Source organism: Novosphingobium album (ex Liu et al. 2023), assembly GCF_029076845.1.
In the GTDB taxonomy this organism is placed as follows: Bacteria; Pseudomonadota; Alphaproteobacteria; order Sphingomonadales; family Sphingomonadaceae; genus Novosphingobium.
Genome location: NZ_JARESE010000047.1, coordinates 21,324 through 42,826, shown reverse-complemented (window position 1 = coordinate 42,826; position 21,503 = coordinate 21,324). Strand labels below are relative to the sequence as shown.

The 21,503-nt window shown below is 64.8% G+C and carries 17 protein-coding genes; 11 read left to right on the top strand and 6 right to left on the bottom strand.

What is annotated here, in order from left to right:
* Positions 1 to 191 precede the first annotated feature (191 nt).
* From PYV00_RS13930 to PYV00_RS13920, 3 genes are read left to right on the top strand one after another with little or no spacing between them, the layout of a single operon-like run.
* Complete coding sequence (locus PYV00_RS13930) at positions 192 to 380, top strand: hypothetical protein (RefSeq protein ID WP_275228884.1); 189 nt, start codon at positions 192 to 194, stop codon at positions 378 to 380.
* 49 nt (positions 381 to 429) lie between these two features.
* Complete coding sequence (locus PYV00_RS13925) at positions 430 to 3,297, top strand: HsdM family class I SAM-dependent methyltransferase (RefSeq protein WP_275228883.1); 2,868 nt, start codon at positions 430 to 432, stop codon at positions 3,295 to 3,297.
* Position 3,298: 1 nt separating this feature from the next.
* Positions 3,299 to 4,018 carry a hypothetical protein gene (locus PYV00_RS13920; protein WP_275228882.1) on the top strand — a complete coding sequence of 240 codons (720 nt, stop codon included), beginning with the start codon at positions 3,299 to 3,301 and terminating at the stop codon, positions 4,016 to 4,018.
* Between the two features lie 118 nt (positions 4,019 to 4,136).
* Here the strand turns inward: PYV00_RS13920 and PYV00_RS13915 are convergent, their stop codons facing one another.
* The 6 genes from PYV00_RS13915 to rpiA form a co-directional block, all read right to left on the bottom strand.
* Positions 4,137 to 4,976 (bottom strand): Cof-type HAD-IIB family hydrolase, encoded by an 840-nt coding sequence (locus tag PYV00_RS13915; RefSeq protein WP_275228881.1) that lies wholly within the window; start codon positions 4,974 to 4,976, stop codon positions 4,137 to 4,139.
* Complete coding sequence (gene zwf, locus PYV00_RS13910; protein ID WP_275228880.1) at positions 4,973 to 6,439, bottom strand: glucose-6-phosphate dehydrogenase; 1,467 nt, start codon at positions 6,437 to 6,439, stop codon at positions 4,973 to 4,975. Before zwf ends, PYV00_RS13915 begins: the two co-directional genes overlap by 4 nt.
* Entirely contained in the window at positions 6,436 to 7,413 is a 978-nt protein-coding gene (gnd, locus tag PYV00_RS13905) for a phosphogluconate dehydrogenase (NAD(+)-dependent, decarboxylating) (RefSeq protein WP_275228958.1), read from the bottom strand. Before gnd ends, zwf begins: the two co-directional genes overlap by 4 nt.
* Before the next feature lie 20 nt (positions 7,414 to 7,433).
* Positions 7,434 to 10,247 (bottom strand): bifunctional transaldolase/phosoglucose isomerase, encoded by a 2,814-nt coding sequence (locus PYV00_RS13900; protein WP_275228879.1) that lies wholly within the window; start codon positions 10,245 to 10,247, stop codon positions 7,434 to 7,436.
* Positions 10,244 to 12,322, bottom strand: coding sequence for a transketolase (gene tkt / locus PYV00_RS13895; RefSeq protein ID WP_275228957.1), 2,079 nt, complete (start codon positions 12,320 to 12,322; stop codon positions 10,244 to 10,246). Before tkt ends, PYV00_RS13900 begins: the two co-directional genes overlap by 4 nt.
* 93 nt (positions 12,323 to 12,415) lie before the next feature.
* Positions 12,416 to 13,135, bottom strand: a complete 720-nt coding sequence (rpiA, locus tag PYV00_RS13890) for a ribose-5-phosphate isomerase RpiA (RefSeq protein ID WP_275228956.1) — start codon at positions 13,133 to 13,135, stop codon at positions 12,416 to 12,418.
* Positions 13,136 to 13,412: 277 nt separating this feature from the next.
* Between rpiA and PYV00_RS13885 the strand changes: the two genes are divergently transcribed.
* The 8 genes from PYV00_RS13885 (at position 13,413) to PYV00_RS13850 (ending at position 20,887) form a co-directional block, all read left to right on the top strand.
* Positions 13,413 to 13,736, top strand: coding sequence for an XRE family transcriptional regulator (locus tag PYV00_RS13885; RefSeq protein ID WP_275228878.1), 324 nt, complete (start codon positions 13,413 to 13,415; stop codon positions 13,734 to 13,736).
* Positions 13,737 to 13,975: 239 nt separating this feature from the next.
* On the top strand, positions 13,976 to 15,244 hold the full coding sequence (locus PYV00_RS13880) for an ATP-binding protein (protein WP_275228877.1): 1,269 nt from the start codon (positions 13,976 to 13,978) through the stop codon (positions 15,242 to 15,244).
* Positions 15,241 to 15,780: a response regulator transcription factor gene (locus PYV00_RS13875; protein WP_275228876.1), complete on the top strand. Its 540-nt coding sequence runs from the start codon at positions 15,241 to 15,243 to the stop codon at positions 15,778 to 15,780. Before PYV00_RS13880 ends, PYV00_RS13875 begins: the two co-directional genes overlap by 4 nt.
* Positions 15,781 to 16,419: 639 nt before the next feature.
* A complete protein-coding gene (locus PYV00_RS13870; RefSeq protein ID WP_275228875.1) occupies positions 16,420 to 16,638 on the top strand; it encodes a hypothetical protein in 219 nt (72 codons plus the stop codon).
* A 165-nt stretch (positions 16,639 to 16,803) separates the two neighbouring features.
* The gene (locus tag PYV00_RS13865) at positions 16,804 to 17,103 is read left to right on the top strand and encodes a hypothetical protein (RefSeq protein ID WP_275228874.1); all 300 of its coding nucleotides are present in this window, start codon (positions 16,804 to 16,806) and stop codon (positions 17,101 to 17,103) included.
* 71 nt (positions 17,104 to 17,174) lie between these two features.
* On the top strand, positions 17,175 to 17,765 hold the full coding sequence (locus PYV00_RS13860) for a hypothetical protein (protein WP_275228873.1): 591 nt from the start codon (positions 17,175 to 17,177) through the stop codon (positions 17,763 to 17,765).
* Positions 17,762 to 18,355: a hypothetical protein gene (locus tag PYV00_RS13855; RefSeq protein WP_275228872.1), complete on the top strand. Its 594-nt coding sequence runs from the start codon at positions 17,762 to 17,764 to the stop codon at positions 18,353 to 18,355. The genes PYV00_RS13860 and PYV00_RS13855 overlap by 4 nt, the downstream gene beginning before the upstream one ends.
* A 264-nt stretch (positions 18,356 to 18,619) precedes the next feature.
* A complete protein-coding gene (locus PYV00_RS13850) occupies positions 18,620 to 20,887 on the top strand; it encodes an NADP-dependent malic enzyme (protein WP_275228871.1) in 2,268 nt (755 codons plus the stop codon).
* The last annotated feature ends 616 nt before the right edge of the window (positions 20,888 to 21,503 follow it).

Sequence of the window (21,503 nt, the reverse complement as noted above, 5' to 3'; positions counted from 1 at the left end):
TACGATCCTGAAAGCTGATACAATCGCTTGCCGAACCGCTCCAGCGGGCGCGCCGCTTACTCCCACCTTATCTGACTTCCTGGCTATCTGGCTATCTGGCTATCGTTTTTTCGGTCTTGCCAGAAATGCTGAAATCATTACCATACCTCCGCTAATATCGACGCATGCGTCCGCGAATAAGGGGATTTCGGATGGCTGGCATCCCGAAAGGTGGCGATGCGCTCGATAGCGCCGTCGACGGCGACAACAGAACGCTTAACTTCAAGGTGAGCCTGGACTTCAAGAAGGAGTTCAAGGGCTTTGCGGGATCGCAGGGCATCACGATGACCGAACTTCTCAAGGAAGGGTTCGCGCTCTCGAAGAAGAAGCGGCAGAAATGACCGCCCGCGCCGGACAGTCCGCGGCCGCCCCTCGGGACGCGCCGCGGCGATGACGATTCACAACCCCGACGACGCTTTTGCGGCGGGACAGTGGCTGTTTGCCATTGGCAATGGCGACCTCCCGCTCACCGAAGGGTTGGTCGCGGTCGACGGCTTCAATCCGGAAGGGCAATTGCCCGACGTCGTCTCAGTCATCGAGCGAGCGCAGAGCTATGGCGCTCGTGCCGTATTGTTCGAAGCGGAGCGCCATGGCCGCGCGCCGATCGCGCAGGCGTTCGTGTTCAATCAGCAGGACCATAGCGACGACACCGAATTTGCCGAACTCCACAAGCGCCTGTGGAGCTGGGGCGGCGTCCCGCTCGTCTATCGCGCTGGTCCCGGCGTCATCCAACTCTTCCGCTGCGTCCACAAGCCCGACTTCGTGGGCGATAACGATATACCGATCATCAATCCGATCCGGACGCTGAAGATCGGCGCGGACATCGCCGCACGGGAGATTTGGTGGGATCTCGACCGTATCCATAACGGCGCGATCTGGGACGATCCTGACGCCTGCGACCTCATGCTGTCCGCATCGAAGTCGGCGCATCGCAAGCTCGTTGCTGGCGTGCGAGCACTCGCCATCCAGCTGTCGAACAGCGAGCTCCTCGATGCACGGCTGCGCCGGCGGCTCCTCATTCTCTCACTGCTGATCGCCTATCTAGAAGAGCGGCTTGTCCTGCTGCCCGAGGATTTTGCGGCGGCGCTACCCGGCGCCGAGCGCTTTTTCCAAGTGCTGGCCAACGGGCCAGCTCTCGTTAAATTGCTCGAGGCGCTGGAGGAGCGCTTCAACGGCCACGTCTTCCGATTGTCCGATGCGGACCGCACCGTGCTGAGCTCAAGCACCGAACTTGGCCGTTATGCTCGCCTGGTCCAGGGCTATGAGGACGAGAACGGCCAGATCAGTTTCTGGCGCCTCTACTCGTTCCGCGACCTCCCCGTCGAGCTCATCAGCAACATCTACCAGCTGTTTGTAAAGGACGCATCCAGCTCGATCTACACGCCACCCGCGCTCGTCCGGCTGATGCTCGAGGAAGTGTTGGATTGGGACCGGATCGACAAGCTAATGGCCGGCAACGGCGTCATATTGGACCCGGCATGCGGGTCGGGCGTGTTCCTGGTCGAAGCCTATAAGCGGCTCGTTCTTCATTGGCGGTCGCGCAACGGGTGGGGCCGACCGGGCGTGGACGTGCTGCGCAACCTCCTCGTCCGCGTTCATGGCATCGATCTTGAAGATGGCGCGGTCGAGCTCGCCGCGTTCAGCCTGTGCCTTAGCCTTTGCGACGCGCTGGAGCCGATGGATATTCGCGCGAGCATCAAGCTGTTCCCACGGCTCGCCGGCGAAACATTGCACCACAGCTGCTTCTTCGACGCAAAGCAGCAGGCTCTTGTCAGCTCCCCCGTCTCGATCGTGATCGGCAATCCTCCGTTCGAATCCGCGCTCACGACGGACGGCGCGAAGCGAAGCGCGGCGGCCTATGCCAAGGAGCACGACCAACTGGCCGATAATCAGCTCGCCTATCTGTTCCTGCACGACGCGATGGGCATGCTGGCCGACAACGGCGTACTCGCGATGGTCGAGCCGGCGGGCTTCCTCTACAACCAGAATGCGCTGGGCTTTCGGCAGGCCTTTTTGAAGCAGTGGCGCGTGCGCGAGCTGCTCGACTTCGTGTCGGTCCGAGGCATGTTCAAAAAGGGCAATGCCGATCCCAAGGTCGTGGTCGTCATCGCCGAGGCGACCACGCCCAAGGCCGATGGCCGCATCCTGCATGCGGTCTTCCGCCGCAACGGACGGGCGACCGCCGAGCAGGGCTTCGACATCGACTATTACGACTTGCACTGGATACGCAACGCGGATGCGGAGAGGTCGCGCGACGTCTGGCGGGCAAACCTGCTCGGCGGCAATCGAGCGCGCGACCTGATCGAGCGCCTCCGCACCTTTCCGACACTGGAAGCCCACGCCAAGAAGCAGGGCTGGGATGCCGGCGAAGGCTATCTCGGCGGGGAGAAAAACGCCTCGAGCAATGTCGCGCACCTGATCGGGCGCCCGCTGCTTCCAACCAGCGCGCTCAACGCGAACGGGATCGATCGCAACGCGATCACCGTCGTGCCGAAGAAGGGGATCAAGGATCCCAAGTTTGAAAGCCGCTTCAAGTCGCCGCTCCTCTTGGTGAAGGAGCATCAGGATCTTTACCTCGACGTCTGGGCAGACGGTTATCTCGTGTTCAAGAACGAGATCGTGGGCTTCTCGGCTCCCGGCCAAGGCAAAGCCCTACGCGCGGCCGCGGACTGGTTGGCCGGCGAACGGACCATCCTGCAGGCCTATGTCGCGGGGATCAGCTCGCGCCTCTATACCCAGCGCGCAACCGCGATCTTCAGCGCGGACATCCTCGCCCTGCCTTTCCCCCCCGATGGCAACCTCGACATCAGCACCAATGAACGCATCATCGCCGAGGATATCGTCGACTTTCAGCGCGACTTCATCCGGCTCGGTACCGACGCCAGGGTCATGCAGAAGGTACCGGAGGCAGCGCTCGCGACCTTCGACGAGGTGCTCATCACCCAACTCGGTCAGGCCTATGGCAGCAAGCCGCTGCGAGCCCTCTCCGCCTATCATTGGGCCGGCGCGGTCTGCAAAGCCTATGCTTTCGGCAATGGCGGCGTGGATTGGTCGGGGGCAGAGGAACTGCGCGAGAGGCTCGATGCCCTGCTGCGCGAGCGCCGGAAGTCCGGTCTGACGATCACCCGCATCGTCCGCCTCTACGACAAGGAATACCTGTTCCTGCTGAAGCCCGATCGGCACCGCTTCTGGACCCGCTCGATTGCCCTGCGCGACGCCGACGACGTCCTCGCCGATCTGCGAGCACAGGGCTTCTGATATGCTGGCAGACGAAGGCGATTCTACGGCCCATTCCGGCGCCCTCAGTGATGATCTGCTACTGTCCATGGAGTGGATCTCGTCTCTCATCACGTTCATCGCCAGTGCCCTTCCGGCGTGGCGCGACGACCCCCGCCGCACGGGGGAGGCGGGCGAGAACAAGCTCTCGACACAGCTATGTGGTCGCCTCAACAGCCTGTGCCGCCATACGCCCGGGTGGGACTTCTTGCAGTTCCGCCGCGAAGAGCCTGGCGAGACCGATGGCCGTCGCGCAATCGACTTGGTGGCGAGCCCGGCCGGCAACATCATCTGGATCAACGGCCGCAGCTATGACGATTACCAGTACCTGCTCCCGATAGAGTGCAAACGTCTGCCTACTCCCGAGGGCAAGAACCGTGACCTACGCGAATATGTGATCACCGGCAGCGGTTCCACCGGTGGGATTCAGCGCTTCAAGGCGGGCCATCACGGCGACCAGCATGAACGTGCCGCCATGATCGGGTATGTCCAGGAGAACGACGTTACCCACTGGCACAAGACGGTGGGAACGTGGATTGACGACCTCGTCAACAACTCGATCCCTGGATGGTCGGTGGCCGACAAGCTCACGCTTGCGAGCCACGACAAGACGACGCGCGTCGCCACGCTCGCGTCGACCCACGATCGGACAAAAGGGATCACGTCTAGCATCCAGATCGACCATCTCTGGATCGAAATGTAGCCCGACCAGGCGACCAGTATATTTGAGGAACGGTCTGCAGCCCACGGTTACGATTCGGACGAAAATCGGGCTCAAGCAATAGCCGGCCGCCGATCCATCGATGGCAATCTCGCCGAATTCAGGGGCACCGTCCGCCCGGATCATTTATGTTGATCCGCGGCCGGATGAAGCGCTCAATCGCATCGGCGACCCCGTCCTGCTCGTTGGCGGCGGCCACCGCATTGGCCGCCGCCTGCACGTCCGCCGGCGCCTGGCCCATCGCCACCGAGAAGCCCGCGCGCGCAAACATCGGCAGATCATTGGTCATGTCGCCCAGCGCCGCCACCTGGGCCAGATCGAGTCCGCCCGCCGTTGCCAGCGCGGTGATCCCGTCACCTTTGTTCGCCAGGCGGTGGGTGATATCGACGCAATAGGGGTGGGACCGGGCGATCGCCGCGCGGGGACCGATCAGATTCCCGACCTCCGTTTCAAATCGTGCGAGCGCATCGCTATCGTCGCTCACACCCACGATCTTGTCGACCCGCGCGTCGAGTTCCGCGAAATCGGTCCGCAGTACCGGGTCAAGGCATGACGCGCGTCGTTCGCGCTCACTATGCCAGTTGCCGGGATCGGGCGTGAACCATGCTCCGTCGGCAAACACCCAAGGGGTAACTCCATACCGGCCGGTCAGCGACAACGCCGCGGCGGCATCGTCGGCAACCAGGCGATAGGCGAAGCGGATCGTGCCATCGGCATCGAACACCGTACCGCCATTGAAGGCCGCCATCGGCCCGGCGATTCCCAGCGTCTCGGCCAACCATCGCATGCCGCCTGGCGGCCGCGAGCTGATCAGCGTGACAGCGACGCCGTCCGCTTCGAGAGCCTGGATCGCGGCCCGGTTGACGTCGGACAGCGTCTTGTCACCGCGCACCAGCGTGCCGTCGATATCCGACACGAGGAGACGAATTGCCGTACTCATCCCCGAAGCCCATGCCAGGCCCTGCCGTCGCGCTCGAGGAGCGCGTCCGCCTCCACCGGTCCGTCGCTACCCGCCCTGTATTCCTGCGGCCGAACGCGCTCCCGGCTCCAGGCATCGAGCACCGGCTGCACCGCCGCCCAAGCCGCCTCGACGGCCTCCGCGCTCTGGAACAGCGTCTGGTCGCCAATCATCATGTCATAAAGCAGCGTCTCGTATCCGGTGAGCCTGCGCAGCGCGAAATGATCGGCGTAACGGAAATTCATGCTGACCGGCGCGGTCTCGATCACCGGCCCCGGGAGCTTGGCCAGAAAATCGAAATTGACGCCCTCGTCGGGCTGGATGTGGATGACCAGCCGGTTGGGCGGCAGGCGCGTCACGCTCGCGTGCCGAAACAGCGCGCGCGGCACGGGCTTGAACTGCAGCACGATTTCGGTTTCGCGCGCCGCCATGGCCTTGCCGGTCCGCAGGTAGAACGGGACCCCGGACCACCGCCAGGTGTCGATCCACAGCTTCATCGCAACATAGGTCTCGGTGCGGGTCCCGGGATCGACGTCCGCCTCGTCCGAATAGGCGGCCCGCGGCTCACCGCCGATGCGGCCCGCGACATACTGCCCGCGAACTATGTCGGTGCGCACCTGCGCGGATGTGAGCGTGCGGATGGCGGACACCACCTTCGTCTTTTCAGTTCCGATCGCATCGGCGGCAAAGCTGTTGGGCGGCTCCATGCCGACCATGGCGAGAAGCTGGAACAGGTGATTGGGCACCATGTCGCGCATCGCGCCGGTCGCATCGTAGAACCTGCCGCGCCGGCCAACCCCGACGGTTTCCGCAGCGGTGATCTGGACGTGATCGACATAGCGGTTGTTCCACACCGCCTCGATCATCGGATTGGCGAAGCGGGCGACGAGGATGTTCTGGACCGTTTCCTTGCCCAGGAAATGATCGATCCGATAAATTTGCCGCTCGCTGACAAGGTTCACGATCCGCTCGTTCAGCGTGAGCGCTGAAGCAAGATCGTGACCAAACGGTTTTTCGACGAGCACGCGGCGGAAGCCAGCACCCTCATCGAGCAGACGGGCCGCGGCGAGCTTCTCGGCAATGGTGCCGAAATAGTCCGGCGGGGTGGCGAGATAGAAGGCGGCGTTGTCCGCCCCGCCGAGCCGCTCGCCGATCGCCCGGTAGGTCGCGTCGTCCTCAAAGCCACCCTTCAGATAGGCGATACGCCGGCGCAGGTCCGCCCAGCCCGCCGCCGCGGGATCGACGAACTCGTCCAGCAGGCTCCGCAGCCTTTCGTCATCCATATCCTCGCGGGCGACACCGAGGATGTTCAGTCCGTCGCCAACAAGACCTTCGCGCAGAAGGTTGACGAGAGCCGGTACGAGGAGCCGGCGAGTCAGGTCGCCGGTCGCCCCGAATATCACGAGCGTCGCGGCGGGCGCCTGGTCCGGTTTTCCCGTCATCATTGCGGAATCTCGACATGACCGCCGAAACCGAACCGCATCGCCGAGAGCAGCTTGTCACCAAAGGTCGTCTCGACCCGGCTCCGATAGCGCGCAAAGAGCGCCGCCGACAACACATAGGCGGGCACCGCCTCTTCCATCGCCGCATCGACCGTCCAGCGCCCCTCGCCGCTATCCGCGACATGACCGCTATAATGTTCGAGCGTATGGTCCCGGGCGAGCGCGGCGGCGGACAGGTCGAGCAGCCAGGACGAAATCACGCTCCCGCGCCGCCATACCTCGGCCACTTCGGGCAAATCGATGGTAAAGCGCTCATCCTCGGGCAGCTTGTCGGAGGCCTTGCCCTTCAGGATGTCGAACCCCTCCGCATAAGCCTGCATCAGACCATATTCGATGCCGTTGTGGACCATCTTGACGAAGTGCCCCGAGCCCGCAGACCCGACGTGGACATAGCCGCGCTCCGCGCGATCATCGGAATTCTCACGGCCTTGCGTGCGCGGGATCGCTCCCAAGCCGGGCGCCAGCGTCGCAAAGATCGGGTCCAGCCAGCGCACCGTCTCCTCGCGTCCGCCAATCATCATGCAATAGCCGCGCTCGAGCCCCCAGACGCCGCCCGAGGTACCGACGTCGACATAATCGATGCCGCGCGTCGCCAACGTCCTGGCGCGGCGGATGTCGTCCTTGTAGAAGCTGTTGCCGCCATCGATGACGATATCGCCAGATGCGGCGACCATCCCGAGCATCGCCACGGTCTGCTCGGTCGGCTCGCCGGCCGGCAACATCACCCAGAAAATCCTGGGGCTTGCCAGCATTCCGGCCATGTCCTCGATCGAAGCGGCAGCCATAGCGCCATCGGCAGCCACCGCTTCAACCGCCGCCGGACCGCGGTCCCACGCGACGACTTCATGACCGCCCCGCATCAATCGCCGTGCAAGGTTTCCCCCCATCCGGCCCAATCCGATGATTCCGATCTGCATGTCGTCAGCTCCCGCTGTTGTCAGGCGAGCGCCGCGGCGACGAGCCGCTCGAGCGCCACAAGCCCCGCCTGCGTATCGCCGTCGATATGGACGCGAAGCCATCGCCGCCCGCGCTCCGCCAACACCTCGAGATCGCCAAGGGCCTGCGACATCTGCACCGTGCCGAAGCTGGCACGGCGGCCCGGTATGGCAAGGTCGGGATCGGCATCGCGCGTGATCTCGAGGAACACGCCGCCCGGCGGACCACCCTTGTAGGCTTGCCCGGTCGAATGAAGAAAGCGCGGGCCAAAGCCCGCAACCGTCGCGACCCTCCGCGCGTCACGTATCAGGACACGCATCCTGGCGAGCGCCGCCTCATGCACGTCGCTGCGTTCGATATAGGCCAAGAAGCCCGCATAGCCGCCGGGCCTTAGTGCCTCGAAATGCGTCCTGAGCAGCGCCGCGCCATCTCCTGCACTCCGCTCGGCGAAGAAACTGAGCGCCCCCTCGCGCAGGACCGGCGCCCCCGGCTCGAGGAGGCCCGTCCGTTCGTAGGCATCAACAAGCGTGCGGGTCTTCAACTTGGCGGCTTCGACATCGGGCTGGTCGAACGGATCGATACCGATGATCGCACCGGCAACCGCCGTCGCCAGCTCCCAGCGAAAAAACTCCTGTCCGATCCGGTCGCGCCCGGCGAGCGTAATCCGCACGACCGGCTGGCCTGCTTTCTCCAGGGCCGCGAGCCGCGCGCCCGGTTCACCAACCTGGTCGCCCGCGAGATGGAGGTGGACGAAGAGACGATCGTCGTCATAGGCGGCCGGATCGCCGACAGGCTCCAGGTCGACGGGCACGACACCCCGGCCCTGCTTGCCGGTGGATTCCGCCAGCAGCTGCTCCAGCCACGCGCCGATGGGCTTGAGGCTCGCACTCGGCAAGATCGTCAACTTGTTGCGGCCGGCCTTGACCGCCTCGCCGATAATCGCTCCGAGCCGGAAGCCCGGGTTGGCCTTGGGCGGCACGTCGGGGGCGCACGACTGGACCATCAGGCGCGTGGCAGCCAGCAGCGATCCCACATCGATACCCATTGCCGCGGCCGGCACCATGCCGAACACCGACAGCACGGAGTAACGCCCGCCGATCGACGGATCTCCCGCGAAGACCCGCGCAAAGCCATCCGTCCTTGCCGTTCTCTCCAGTGCCGAACCGGGATCGGTTATGGCAACGAACTGGCGACCCGCCCTGCCTGTGCCGGCGGCCCGTTCGACCAGGTCGAAGAAATAGGACCGCAGCAGGTCCGGCTCCATCGTCGAACCGGACTTGCTCGACACGAAGAACAAAGTCCGCCCCGGATCGATCGCAGCCGTAACCGTCGCGATCTGACCGGGATCGCTGCTGTCGAGCACATGCAGCCGCGGGTAGCCTTCGGCACGGCCCAAGACACCCGCGATCACTTCGGCGCCCAGACTCGAACCGCCCATCCCGAGCAGTACGGCATCCTTGAAGCTTCTCGCCTCGGCCGCAAACGCGGCAAGGTCCTCCAGATCGATCCGATCGACCGCGCCCGCCTGAAGCCAGCCCAGCCATGCGCCCTCGTCGCCGCCTGTCCACAGCGACGCGTCGCCATGCCACAAACGACGTGACCAGCCTTCGGCGCGCGCCGCTTCGAGGCGCGTGTCGACCGCATCTTGCAGCGGCCCGGGCAGGCTCGCGCGCAGTCCGTTGATCCGTTCGCCGAGCAAGGCTGCCCGCTTTTCCGCGATCGCGCCAAGCAAGGCATCACTGGCCGCGGCGAACTGGCCGACGCCGTCCACGACCAGCGCGGCGGTGATGCCGGCCAGATCGAGACCCAGACGATCGGCTTCGGCCAGCACACGGCATGCGCCATCGACATCCTCGACCAGGGTCTCAGCGAGCGTGCCATGATCGCGAAAGGCGTCCATCGTCTTGGGCGGGATGGTATTGATGGTATCCCGCCCGACAAGCGCGTCGATATAGAGGACATCCGGCAGACTGGCGTCCTTCGTACTAGTGGATGCCCACAACAGCCGCTGCGGCCGCGCTCCCCTGGCGGCGAGCGACTGCCAGCGGTCGCTCGTGATCAGCTCGAGATAATATTGGTAGGCCAGCTTGGCATTGGCGATCGCAACCTTACCGCGCAGAGCTCGCAATGCCTCGGCTTCGGCGTCGCCCGCCTTCACGCGCGCATCGATGACCGTGTCGATGCGGGTATCGATGCGGCTGACGAAGAAACTCGCGACCGACGCGATACGCGACACATCCTCGCCCCCGGCCGCCCGCGCCTCCAGTCCGGCGAGATAGGCCTCGGCGACGGCCTTATAGGTGTCCAGCGCGAAGAGCAGCGTGATGTTGACGTTGAGGCCTGCTGCGGTGAGTCTGCGGACCGCCGGAACCCCTGCCTTGGTCCCGGGAACCTTGATCATCAGGTTGGGGCGGTCGATCTCCGTCCACAGCCGGCGTGCCTCGGCGATGGTGTCGGCGGTCGAATCGGCGAGATAGGGCGACACCTCGATGCTGACATAGCCGTCTGCGCCGCCTAACTGGTCGTAGACCGGTCGAAGCGTATCGGCGGCAGTGCGGATATCGGTGACCGCGAGCTCTTCATAGACATCGCCGACGCCGCGTGCACCGCCTTCAACCAGCTGGATGATGTCGGGATCATAGGCGTCGCCATGTCCGATCGCCTTTTCGAAGATCGACGGATTGGAGGTGACCCCTGTGACGCCGTCCTGCGCGATGAGCCGTGCCAGCCCGCCTTCGGTCAGGAAGCTCCGCTCGAGAAAATCCAGCCATACGGCCTGCCCCAGCGTTCCAAGGTCTCGCACCCGGCTGGTCATGACATCTTCTCCATCACCCCGCGCGCGACACGGACGACATTGTCCACCGTGAACCCGAATTCGCGTTGCAGATCGGCTAGCGGCGCGGAGGCGCCAAAGCCCTTCATCGTCACCATCGCGCCCTCAGGGCCAACATAGCGGTCCCAGCCCAGCGGCCCCGCCTGCTCCACTGCAACGCGCGCCGGAACCAAGGGCGGCAACACCGCCTCGCGGTAACCGACCGGCTGTCTTTCGAATATCGACCAGGACGGCATCGACACCACGCGCGACCGGACGCCTTCCTGTGTCAGTCGTTCGTGCGCGGCAAGGGCGAGCGACACCTCGCTGCCGGTTGCCAGCAAGATCAGTTCGGGCGCGCCCTCCGCCGCATCGGCCAGCACATAGGCGCCGCGCGCGAGACCCGAAGCCGCGGCGTAGTGACTGCGATCGATCGTCGGCAAGGCCTGCCGCGACAGGATGATGCAGCATGGCCGGTCGGCCTCGGCCATCGCCGCACGCCACGCTTCGGCGGTTTCGTTGGCGTCGGCCGGTCGAATGAGGTCGAGGCCGGGAATGGCGCGCAGGCCCGCCAGTTGTTCGATGGGCTGGTGGGTCGGACCGTCCTCGCCGACGCCGATCGAATCATGGCTGAACACGAATATGGTCGGCAGCGCCATGATCGCCGCCAATCGGATCGGTGGGCGCATATAGTCGCTGAACACCAGGAAGGTCGCCGCGAACGGGCGCAGACCGGACAGAGCCATCCCGTTGGCGACCGCGCCCATCGCATGTTCGCGCACGCCGAAATGCATGTTGCGTCCCGCGTAGCTGCCCTGCTCGAACGCCCCCGCGCCGTCGAAGGTCAGTCTGGTCTTCGTCGAAGGCGCCAGGTCCGCGGCCCCGCCGAGCAACATCGGCACGTTTCGCGCAATCGCATTGAGCACCTGGCCGCCGGCGTCGCGCGATGCCATGCCCTTGGGGTCCGCCGGAAAGATCGGCATGTCCTTGTCCCATCCGTCGGGCAGCTTGTGCTCGAGCAAGGCATCGAGCTCGCGCGCCAAGTCCGGGAATTCGCTGCCGTAGCGCGCCCGCGTCTCCTGCCACGCCTCACGCAGTGGTTTCGAGCGCTGGGAAAGCGCTGCTCGAAAATGCTCCGCGACCCCCTCGGGCACCAAAAATTGCGCATCCTGCGGCCAGCCATAGCTGCGCTTGGTCGCGCGGATCACCTCGTCCCCCATCGGATCGCTGTGCGCCTTGGCGGTCCCGGCGATCGGCGAGCCCCAGCCGATGACGCTGTCGACCACGACCAGGGTCGGCGCATCGGTGGTTTCCTGGAAGGCGGCGATGGCGCGCGCGATCGTGGCGGTATCGTTGGCGTCCTCGACATGGAGGACATTCCAGCCATAGCCGCGAAACCGATCGGCCACGGTCTCGCTGAACGCGAGCGCTGTGGCGCCTTCGATCGTGATATGGTTGTTGTCGTAGAACCAGCAGAGGTTCGCGAGCTTGAGATGGCCGGCCAGCGACGCCGCTTCGCTCGACACGCCTTCCATCATGTCGCCATCGCTGCACAGCACATAGACGTCATGGTCGAACAGGACTGCACCGTCGCGATTGAAATGGGCCGCGAGCCATCGTTCGGCGATCGCCATCCCAACCGAATTGGCGCAACCTTGTCCAAGTGGCCCCGTGGTGACCTCCACACCCGTGGTAACCCCATATTCCGGATGGCCGGGCGTCCTGGAGAAAAGCCGCCGAAACTGCTTGAGGTCATCAAGGCTGACCGCCGGTTCTCCGGTCGGCCTGCCCTGCCGATCGAGTTCGGATATCCCGGCGAGGTGGATCAACGCGTAGAGCAGCATGGACGCATGGCCATCCGAGAGCACGAAGCGGTCGCGGTTCGGCCAGTCCGGCCGATCGGGATCGCAGCGCAGGAAACGGCTCCACAGCGTGTAGCCGAGCGGCGCCATCGCCATCGGGGTTCCCGGATGGCCCGAGGACGCCTTCTCGACGGCATCCATCGCGAGCGTCCTGATAGTATTGATGGCAAGCTCGTTTGTGCACCTGGATGCGGGATCCGGAAGATCAGTGGGCATTTCGAAGCTCCCAGGGATTGGCGCGCGCATCGCAAGAGGGTCTACCCAGAATGCGTGTATTGGCGGTCCAGTCCTTGCGAGCGCGGCGCCGTGTCACGAGGCGGCTCCCGGGGCGCTGCGGGTCAGGCGAGCGATCCCGTCCTTTCGCCCGACATAGGCAGCATCGATCTCATCGAGGAACAGTCCATGCCCCAGCATGCCGGGAATCGCCGACAGCGCCTGCGCCAGCCCCTCGCAATCGCCGATCACCCCGAACCGGCAATCGAGCACGATATTGCGCTGGTCGGTCAGAAAAGGCGCGCTGCCAGCCATACGCAGGCTAACGGCCGCGCCCAGCCGCTCGATGCGACGAGAAACGAAGCCAGCCGCGAACGGCAGCGTCTCGATGGGGAGCAGCCCGCGGCCCAGAGCGGTCACCTCCTTGCTCGCATCGACGATCACAACCATGCGCGCAGCGGCTGCAGCGACGATCTTCTCGCGCAGCATCGCGCCTCCGCGGCCCTTGATGGCACGCAGATCGGGATCGAGTTCGTCGGCGCCATCGATTGCAAGATCGACACCTGCGCGCGTGTCGAACGCAAGCACTGACAAGCCTGCTGCGCGGGCCTGGAGCGCCGTGATGCGCGAGGTCGCGACGATGTCTATCCGAAGACCGGCCAAGACACGCTCACCCAAGGCGGCGATAGCGAGAGAAACGGTCGTTCCGGTGCCGAGACCAACGAGCATGCCGCTCTCGATCTCGGCAACGGCGGCGTGGGCGGCCGCACGCTTCAGCGCTACGACATCATCACTATCCTGCAAGCAATTCGCCATGTCGACTGCCTTGCCATGAAGCCAGTGCGCCAAATCCCGGCTCGCGAATTCACTCAGGAATGCCCTCGCAAGGATCAGATCCGATCTCGCGCCCTGCCGGGTTTCCCCGTCAGCTCGAATGAAGATCGGTTGATCATCAAGGTAGGAGTTGCGCGGCCTTGCACAACTTCATAATTTGGGACTTATCCAGCAGGAATATTGTGCTCAACGGCCAAGGCCTTCCGGGAAAGATCTCGCGGCCGCGGGCTCTTGATCCATGAAGGAAAGGCGGCGCGGAATGCATGAGGGAACCAAGATCACTGGACGCTTGGTCGCAGCCGCGCGGGCCTTGGCCGGCGTCAGCCGGCCAGACTTCGCGTCTGCCGCCGGGATACCGGTGGAGGCACTGGAGGCGATGGAGCGAGGCGGCAGCGCCCGGATCGAAGCCGGACCGGATATCGAGGCCGTAGGCCGGGGCCTCGAATTTTTCGGCGTGATCATCATCGCAGAGGCGGACGGCATGGGGGCTGGCGTCAGACTGAAATTCACCCGCCAGGATGTGCGGCAGATTGCGCGCCTGGAAAGCGAAGGCGGGATCATCGGCTCCGACGACGCCCCTTGATCTCCTCTCCGCCCTCGTCGCCGCCATGTTCTCGGCAGCGGAGCCGGCCGGGCGACCGGCTTACCTGGTGGCATGCATCAATCGGCCCTGCCCCTATCCGCCCGTCACCTGCGCGCTGACACGGTTCGCATTAGTGCCGTTTTGTCCCTATATCCGCCGGCATGGACTGCGCGGCAGTCGCGTAGCAAGGAAGCCTTCGCCTGATGGCGGAACCCTATTCGAGAGATAGTACAGCGCCGATGGCCGATGCCGGCCGGCGCAACATGCATCTGCTGATCCAGCTCCGCTGGATCGCGGTGGGCGGACAATTGATCACGATCGCGGTCGTCGACCGGCTCATGGAGATCAAGCTGCCGCTGGCGCCGCTACTGGTCGTCCCCGCCCTGCTCGCGGCAATCAATCTGGTCAGCCTGCCCTACCTGCGCCGCCGCGACACGGTGCGCAATATCGAGCTGACGAGCGCGCTGCTGGTCGATGTCATCGCGCTCGCCTGGCAACTCTATCACAGCGGCGGCCTTGGCAACCCCTTCGCCTCGCTATTCCTGCTGCAGGTAGTGATCGGCGCGATCCTGCTCGAGCCGCGCTCCTCCTGGGGCATCGTCGCAGCGACGCTGGTCGCGCTGGGAACGCTCACGCTCCAGCCCGAGCCGCTCGTGCTGCCGCCGCGCTATGCCACCGATCCGATGGCGCTCTACCTGGCCGGCAGCCTGGTCTGTTTCGTCCTGATCGCAGTGCTGCTGGTCGCCTTTGTCACGCGTATCAACCGCAATTTCCGGGAAGCGGATGCAGCCCTCGCCGCGGCGCGCCAACGCGCGGCCGAAGAAGACCATATCGTGCGCATGGGCCTGCTCGCCTCGGGTGCCGCGCACGAACTCGGGACGCCGATGTCCTCCATGTCGGTGATCCTGGGCGACCTGGTGCGTCATCCTGCCGTCATCGAGCATGACGACCTGCTGGCGGATATCACCGACATGCAGGCCGAATTGCAGCGCTGCAAGAAGATCGTCAGCGGCATCCTGCACTCAGCCGGCGAGGTCCGGGGCGAGAACCCGTCGATCACCACGGTGAAGGCCCTTCTGGCCGATATCGTCGAGGACTGGCGCGACCGGACGGCGGGCGAGATTCGCCTGCACGACCAGTTGGACGACGATGTAGTCATCGTCTCGGACGCGGCGCTGCGCCAGGTCATCGGCAACATCGTCGAGAATGCAGTGGACATGGCGGCCCAAGACATCGTCATCCAGGCCCGGCGCACGGCGGCAGCGCTGGAGCTGGAAGTGCTGGACGACGGGCCTGGCTTCTCGGCCGAGATGCTCGAGGACTTCGGCCGTCCCTATGCCAGCACCAAAGCCACGCCGGGCGGCGGCCTCGGACTTTTCCTGGTCGTCAACGTCCTTCGCAAACTGGGCGGCAGGGTGGACGTGGCCAATCGCGAACATCAAGGCGCCCGCGTCCGCTTGACGGTGCCGCTCGATGCTTTCGTCTATGAAGGGAAGACTGCCGCATGAGTGGCGATGATCGGCGTCTCCTGATCGTCGAAGACGACGCGTCCCTTGCGCGCACGCTGCTCAGGTCGTTCGAACGGCGAGGCTATGCCATCACCCATGCGGCCAATCCGAACGAACTGTCGGCGCTGGTCGAGGCGGGCCGCCAATTCGACTATGCGGTCATCGACCTCAAGCTCGGAACCGCATCAGGCCTGACCTGCGTACAGTCGCTGCATCGGGCGGCTCCGGCCACGCTCATCGTCGTGCTCACGGGCTTCGCCAGTATCGCGACAGCTGTCGAGGCCATCAAGCTCGGCGCTTCCTACTACCTCGCCAAGCCCGCCAATACCGACGACATCGAGGACGCTTTCGGGAAGTCCCAGGGCGATCCCGATGTGCCGGTCGAAGGCCGCAAGTCATCGATCAAGACCGTCGAGTGGGAATATATCCAGACCACGCTGGCCGAGTGCGACTTCAACATTTCCGAAGCCGCGCGCCGCCTCGGCATGCACCGCCGAACCCTGGCCCGAAAGCTCGACAAAAGACAGATCCGATAATGTGCTTCGCTGACCGGCGAGGACAGGCGCAAGCGGAACCTTCCTCAAGGATCGCTCCGGCCGCGCGCGCAAACAGACAGATCAACGCCGCAGCCCTCCTGCCAACCCGGACAGCTTGGCACGGCCCCTCCATCAACAGCATGAGCAGAGACTCCGATGTAGGATGCCTTATGCGACATCGATACGATCCTATTCATCATCATGCCGGGATTTGGACCGCATCTTCTTTTGAAGATCGCGCATATATTGAATTACGCAGAAGTATTAATCACTCGCCTTCAGAGAATAAATCAGATCTCTGCAAGCGCAATCTCATTCACCTCCCAGCAAGGACGAATAGTCCATGCTTTATAGCTTGCGCGATCCACCTTGAAAAACGAGCACGGCCGGCAACCCTTGATTTCCCGCACCAAAAACCTATAATATTTATATTATGTCGAAACTGGTTTTTCCTCCTGAAATCCATGCCGGCAGCAGCACCGCACGGCTGCACGCCCTAGGCGGCTGACGCTCGAACCGTCCCGTCTAGGGCTTTCTCCAAGTGGTGGCGGGGCGCCTTCGTGCGCTCGGTCAAACCGTCATACCTGCGCATGCCCGGTCTGCAATGGCCCGAACCGCAGGATGCAAGAGGAGGTATCCGTGTCGGAGCATTTCATCGTGGAGGCCAACAAGATCACCGCGGGCGTTGCCGTGCGCGTTCCCGGGGGCTTCCGCTTCTTCCATTCCGATCCCCGCTTCCAGAGGCTCGACGGCGAGGTCTTCCGCAAGGCGCGCACCCTGGCGCGCAAGGTGCGTGAACTCGCCCAGGCATTTGGACGCGGCAGCCAGCCCGAGGGCGCCCGCACCGCCCTCGTCTAGCCGGCAGGCACAGGTTGGATCGCGATCGACCGGCGCTTTTCGCCGGCCGATCCGGAGAAGAATTGGCGGTGCCGACGGTGCCCACCGAGCTCCCCAACCGCGCCTGCCGGGTTCGTTAGCGACCTTGCGTCGTCGGTTCTGCAACGATCAGATCAATGGTGTGAAATGAGACACAGAGACCCCAACCTGAGCGAGAATATCCAGCGAAGACGGGAAGTCGAGCAAACCCTTTCCCAGTATCCGAACCTGGAACCCGAAAAGATCCGGGACGTCATTCACTGGTTCAAGCGGGAAGCGTCGGCCATGGATGTCGCGATGGTTGCCAACAATCTCGACAATCGGGACAGCTACCGGGAGTTTCGCCGGACGCACATCGACAAACTGACGCCCGTCGAAATCATAGTGGCGACTGTCCTCATGATGATCCTGATCGTGTTGTTGGCGGCCGGCGCGGCTGCCGCGTAGCGAGCCTGCTTCAACCCTCGATCCGTCCGGCACGCCCCTCGATCCCGGGGGGGCGAAAATATAGGTGTCTCATGCTTCTCGTTCATTCCCCCCTCCTGGAACGTCTCCTGGAGACTGCCAGCCATCATGCGGAAAATCTGCTCAACGAGCACGACACGTCTTCGCCGGCATTCGGCCGCTTGAAGTCCGATCTCGAACTGTCGCCGCTGCTCGACAAGCAACTCACCGCAGCAGCCCTGCAGGTCGCGATCGATCGCTGTCTGGCCGGCGGAATCCGGACGAGCCTCATGAACCGTTTTCGTGCTCCCGTACCGGGCATCGCGATCGAGGCGCAGCGCCGAACCGTTGAAGCCGAGGTTCTGCAGCGCGGGCTGCCGATGGAACTGGCAGGCGACTATACGGCCAAGCTAGAAAGCCAGCTTGCCGCGCCGCGCCACGAGCTACCCGATCTGCTCTGGCACTATGCATCGCTCTACGGCGAACTCTGGAGCGATCCGCGCCTGGGCGCCCATGCCCCAACCAGGCGGATCATGTTGGCGATGGCCACCACTTTGCGCGCGCGCAGCGCGCAACTCGTAGCCGAGGGAGCGAGAAACGCCGACGTCCGGCATCCGGTCGCCAGCGACCGCCCGGCGGTTCGGGAGCAGAGTGCCGCATCATGACGACACAGGAGCCCGGATCGGCGAGCTGGCCTTCCGGAAAACCCGAACTGATCGACGAACTGATCACGCAGGCAGGACAGCGCGCCAAGGAGTTGCTGTCCGCCCCCGACGCTGCGGCTGCGCTTCGCCAGATAGGCCCGGATCGACTGAGCGACATTCAGCGTCTCGAACTGTCGCCCTCGGCCGTCGATCAATTCGTCGCCGTGGCGCTCCGCCTGGCGGGTTCGAGAACCGCGCGAGGCGATGCCTGCGATCACTTGGTCGCCTATTTCAGGACACCCGCCTCCTCGCTCGAGATCGAGGCGGAAAGACGGACGATCTGGCAAGCCAATCGAGACGGAGCCGCGCTCGCCCAGGACGCCGGTATCGCCGCCGCGAAAATCGAACGGGCCCTGTCGGGCCACGCCGACGCGGATCTGGCCATGGAGTTATCGCGCTGGGCCGCGCTCTATGCGGATCTATGGTGTGATCCGCGCCTGGGCGCGAGCGGCGAAGCGCGGCGGGTCATGCTGGAAATGGTCTCGCTCCTCCACGAGCGCAGCCGGGCCCTCGCCGCGGTGCTCCCCGAAAGGGATGGAATCGCTTCATGAGCCATGCACCGCGCAAGGAGCAAACCGCGCCCGTCCAGCTGGGCTGCTGGGGACAGGCCGCAATTGTCGCCCTGTTCCTGCTGTTCTTCTTTCTCGCAGTCCCTTGATCACCGCGGCCGCGTCCCGCTGGCCTTGGTCGTCGAGGGTCGCTAGAGACTGTCGGCGGGTCGCGGACGCGGCGCACCGCAAATGCGAATGCCCGCGCGAGAAGGCCAGGCGCGCTGGTGGACCGCTCCATCGCGAAGGCACAATCACGGGAATTTCATGGACGATACGCTCCGCCGCGCCGCGCTTGAATATCACCGGTCTCCTCGGGCCGGCAAAATGCGCATCGAACCGACCAAACGCATGGTCAACCAGCGCGACCTCGCGCTCGCCTATTCGCCGGGCGTCGCCGCGCCTTGCGAAGAAATCGCGGCGGACCCGGACAAGGCGTTCGACTATACCGCGCGCGGCAACCTCGTCGCGGTGGTGTCGAACGGGACCGCCGTGCTCGGCCTCGGCGCGATCGGGCCGCTCGCCGCCAAGCCGGTGATGGAAGGCAAGGCCGTCCTGTTCAAGAAGTTCGCCGATATCGACGTGTTCGACCTGGAAGTCGACACGACCGATCCCGACAAGTTCGTCGAGGCCGTGGCCCTGCTCGAACCGACTTTCGGCGGCATCAACCTGGAAGACATCAAGGCGCCAGAATGCTTCGCGATCGAGGCCGCGCTCAAGGCGCGGATGAACATTCCGGTCTTCCACGACGACCAGCACGGCACGGCGATCGTCGTCGCGGCCGCGGTCCGCAACGCGCTGGTCCTCCAGGGCAAGGCGCTGGCCGAAGCCCGGCTGGTGACCTCGGGTGCGGGCGCGGCCGCGCTCGCCTGCGTCGACCTGCTCGTCTCGATGGGGCTTCGGCAAGAGAACGTGACCCTGACCGACAAGGACGGCGTCGTTCACGCGGGCCGCGCCGGCATGGCGCCGAACATGGCGCGCTATGCCCGCCAGACCGACGCGCGCAGCCTGCCCGAGGTCCTGCCGGGCGCCAACGTGTTCCTGGGCCTGTCGGCGCCCGGCGTGCTGAGGCCCGAATGGCTGCCGCTGCTGGCCGAGCGTCCGCTGATCTTCGCCCTGGCCAATCCCGAGCCCGAAATCCGCCCAGACGTCGCCCGCGCTGAGCGCCCCGATGCGATCGTCGCCACCGGCCGTTCGGACTTTCCCAATCAGGTCAACAACGTCCTGTGCTTCCCCTACATCTTCCGCGGCGCGCTCGACGTGGGCGCGACGACGATCAACGAGGCGATGAAGGTCGCCGCAGCCGAAGCCATCGCCTCGCTGGCGCGCCTGCCCGCGCCCGAGAGCGTGGCCCAGGCCTATGGCGGGCGGAAACTGACCTTCGGGCCTGACTACATCATCCCGACGCCGTTCGATCCGCGGCTGATTGCCGAGATCGCCCCCGCCGTCGCCCAGGCGGCGATGGACAGCGGGGTGGCGCGGCGCAGCCTCGACATCGATACCTATCGCCAGTCGCTCCGCCGCCAGAATACCCGCTCGGCCCAGCTGATGATGCCGGTGTTCGAAGCCGCGCGGCACAGCCTGACGCGCGTCGCCTATGGTGAGGGCGAGGACGAACGCGTGCTGCGCGCGGTGCAGGACGCGCTCGACGAGGGCATCGTGCGCCCAGTCATCGTCGCGCGCCGGCGGGTTCTCAAGGACCGCCTGCCCACGCTGGGCCTGCGCTTCGAACTGGACCGCGACGTCGAGGTGGTAGATCCCGAGACCGATCACGAGCTGCTGCGCCCGCTGGTCGAGGCCTACCAGGCGGTAGCTGGGCGACGGGGCGTGCCCTCGGCAGAGATCATCCGCCACGTCTATCGCCGACCGACCGTGACCGCGGCGATGCTGCTACGCACCGGTCACGTCGACGCCGCGCTTGTTGGCGGCAATTCGGAATATTGGGGGCAGATCGAATATGTCCTACGCATCATCGACCGTGCGCCCGATGCCGCCCGCGTCTATGCGCTGTCGGGGCTGATCCTCGACGCCGGCGCGCTGTTCATTACCGACACGCACATGGTGCCCGACCCCACGGCCGAGCAGATTTCGGAAATGGCGATCCTGGCCGCGGCCGAAGTGCGCAGGTTCGGCCTGACGCCGCGTGTCGCGCTCCTGTCGCATTCGAACTTCGGCGCCTCGCACAGCCCCAGCGCGCGCAAGATGCGCACCGCACTGGGGCTGCTGCGCAAGGCCGCGCCCGACCTGCTCGTCGAGGGCGAGATGCACGCCGATGCCGCGCTCTCACAGCAGGTGCGCGAGCGTCTGGTGCCCGACAGCCGCTTCGACGGTCCGGCCAACCTGCTGGTCATGCCCAATCTCGATGCCGCGAACATCGCGCTCACCGCGCTTTCCGCATCGTCCAGTTCACCCACCATCGGACCGTTGCTCATGGGCCTGGCCAAGCCCATCCACGTCCTGGCGCCCAATATCACCGCGAGGGGCCTCCTCAATCTGACAACGATCCTGGCGGCGGAAGTCGCGCAACGCGGTTAGGATCCGTCCGCGCTCCAAGGCGATCACACCAGGTTCATTCAACGGCGCAGCGGTGGAATCGAGCGCGCACTGACGGTATTGCCGAACAATGGCTGAGCCTCGTTCCGCCGACAATTCGGGCCAGGCCGCCGCCCGCGCGCGAGGGCCGCTCAGCAGCATCGGTCTCCGCCTTTGCCGCCATAGCGCGTCTGTTCGCGGTCCCGAAAGAACGCGATATGCCGCCGGCCGATCGGAAGGAATGCAATGGTTCGGGGTCTGTGCAAAATCAGGAATGGCTGGCTTACGAGGACAGCGTCTGCGTCCGCTATCCGGCCGGCAACGAGCTCGAAATTCCCGCCAGCCAATATAAAGGGTTGGCTACCAGCCGCCCTTCGGCGAACTCGACTGGTGCGAGGACAATTCTCGAACATCCGAGGCGTCCGAAAACACGGATCAGACCGGGTCGCAAAGACGAAGCATCTGTTCAGAATTTCATCGGCGCTGATGGCGGCAGTCGGTCTGCGCCGGACCATCTTCCACAAATCGCCTGGAAAGGCGGTCGCGGCCCGGCCTCTCCATTTATGGGAACCAATGGCCTTGTCGGCGCTTGTCCCCGCGACCCCGACACCGCACCACC

Coding starts and splice junctions, on each gene's coding strand:
- PYV00_RS13930 (WP_275228884.1), top strand. CDS start 192: ATGGCTGGCATCCCGAAAGGTGGCGATGCGCTCGATAGCGCCGTCGAC.
- PYV00_RS13925 (WP_275228883.1), top strand. CDS start 430: ATGACGATTCACAACCCCGACGACGCTTTTGCGGCGGGACAGTGGCTG.
- PYV00_RS13920 (WP_275228882.1), top strand. CDS start 3,299: ATGCTGGCAGACGAAGGCGATTCTACGGCCCATTCCGGCGCCCTCAGT.
- PYV00_RS13915 (WP_275228881.1), bottom strand. CDS start 4,976: ATGAGTACGGCAATTCGTCTCCTCGTGTCGGATATCGACGGCACGCTG.
- zwf (WP_275228880.1), bottom strand. CDS start 6,439: ATGATGACGGGAAAACCGGACCAGGCGCCCGCCGCGACGCTCGTGATA.
- gnd (WP_275228958.1), bottom strand. CDS start 7,413: ATGCAGATCGGAATCATCGGATTGGGCCGGATGGGGGGAAACCTTGCA.
- PYV00_RS13900 (WP_275228879.1), bottom strand. CDS start 10,247: ATGACCAGCCGGGTGCGAGACCTTGGAACGCTGGGGCAGGCCGTATGG.
- tkt (WP_275228957.1), bottom strand. CDS start 12,322: ATGCCCACTGATCTTCCGGATCCCGCATCCAGGTGCACAAACGAGCTT.
- rpiA (WP_275228956.1), bottom strand. CDS start 13,135: ATGGCGAATTGCTTGCAGGATAGTGATGATGTCGTAGCGCTGAAGCGT.
- PYV00_RS13885 (WP_275228878.1), top strand. CDS start 13,413: ATGCATGAGGGAACCAAGATCACTGGACGCTTGGTCGCAGCCGCGCGG.
- PYV00_RS13880 (WP_275228877.1), top strand. CDS start 13,976: ATGGCCGATGCCGGCCGGCGCAACATGCATCTGCTGATCCAGCTCCGC.
- PYV00_RS13875 (WP_275228876.1), top strand. CDS start 15,241: ATGAGTGGCGATGATCGGCGTCTCCTGATCGTCGAAGACGACGCGTCC.
- PYV00_RS13865 (WP_275228874.1), top strand. CDS start 16,804: ATGAGACACAGAGACCCCAACCTGAGCGAGAATATCCAGCGAAGACGG.
- PYV00_RS13860 (WP_275228873.1), top strand. CDS start 17,175: ATGCTTCTCGTTCATTCCCCCCTCCTGGAACGTCTCCTGGAGACTGCC.
- PYV00_RS13855 (WP_275228872.1), top strand. CDS start 17,762: ATGACGACACAGGAGCCCGGATCGGCGAGCTGGCCTTCCGGAAAACCC.
- PYV00_RS13850 (WP_275228871.1), top strand. CDS start 18,620: ATGGACGATACGCTCCGCCGCGCCGCGCTTGAATATCACCGGTCTCCT.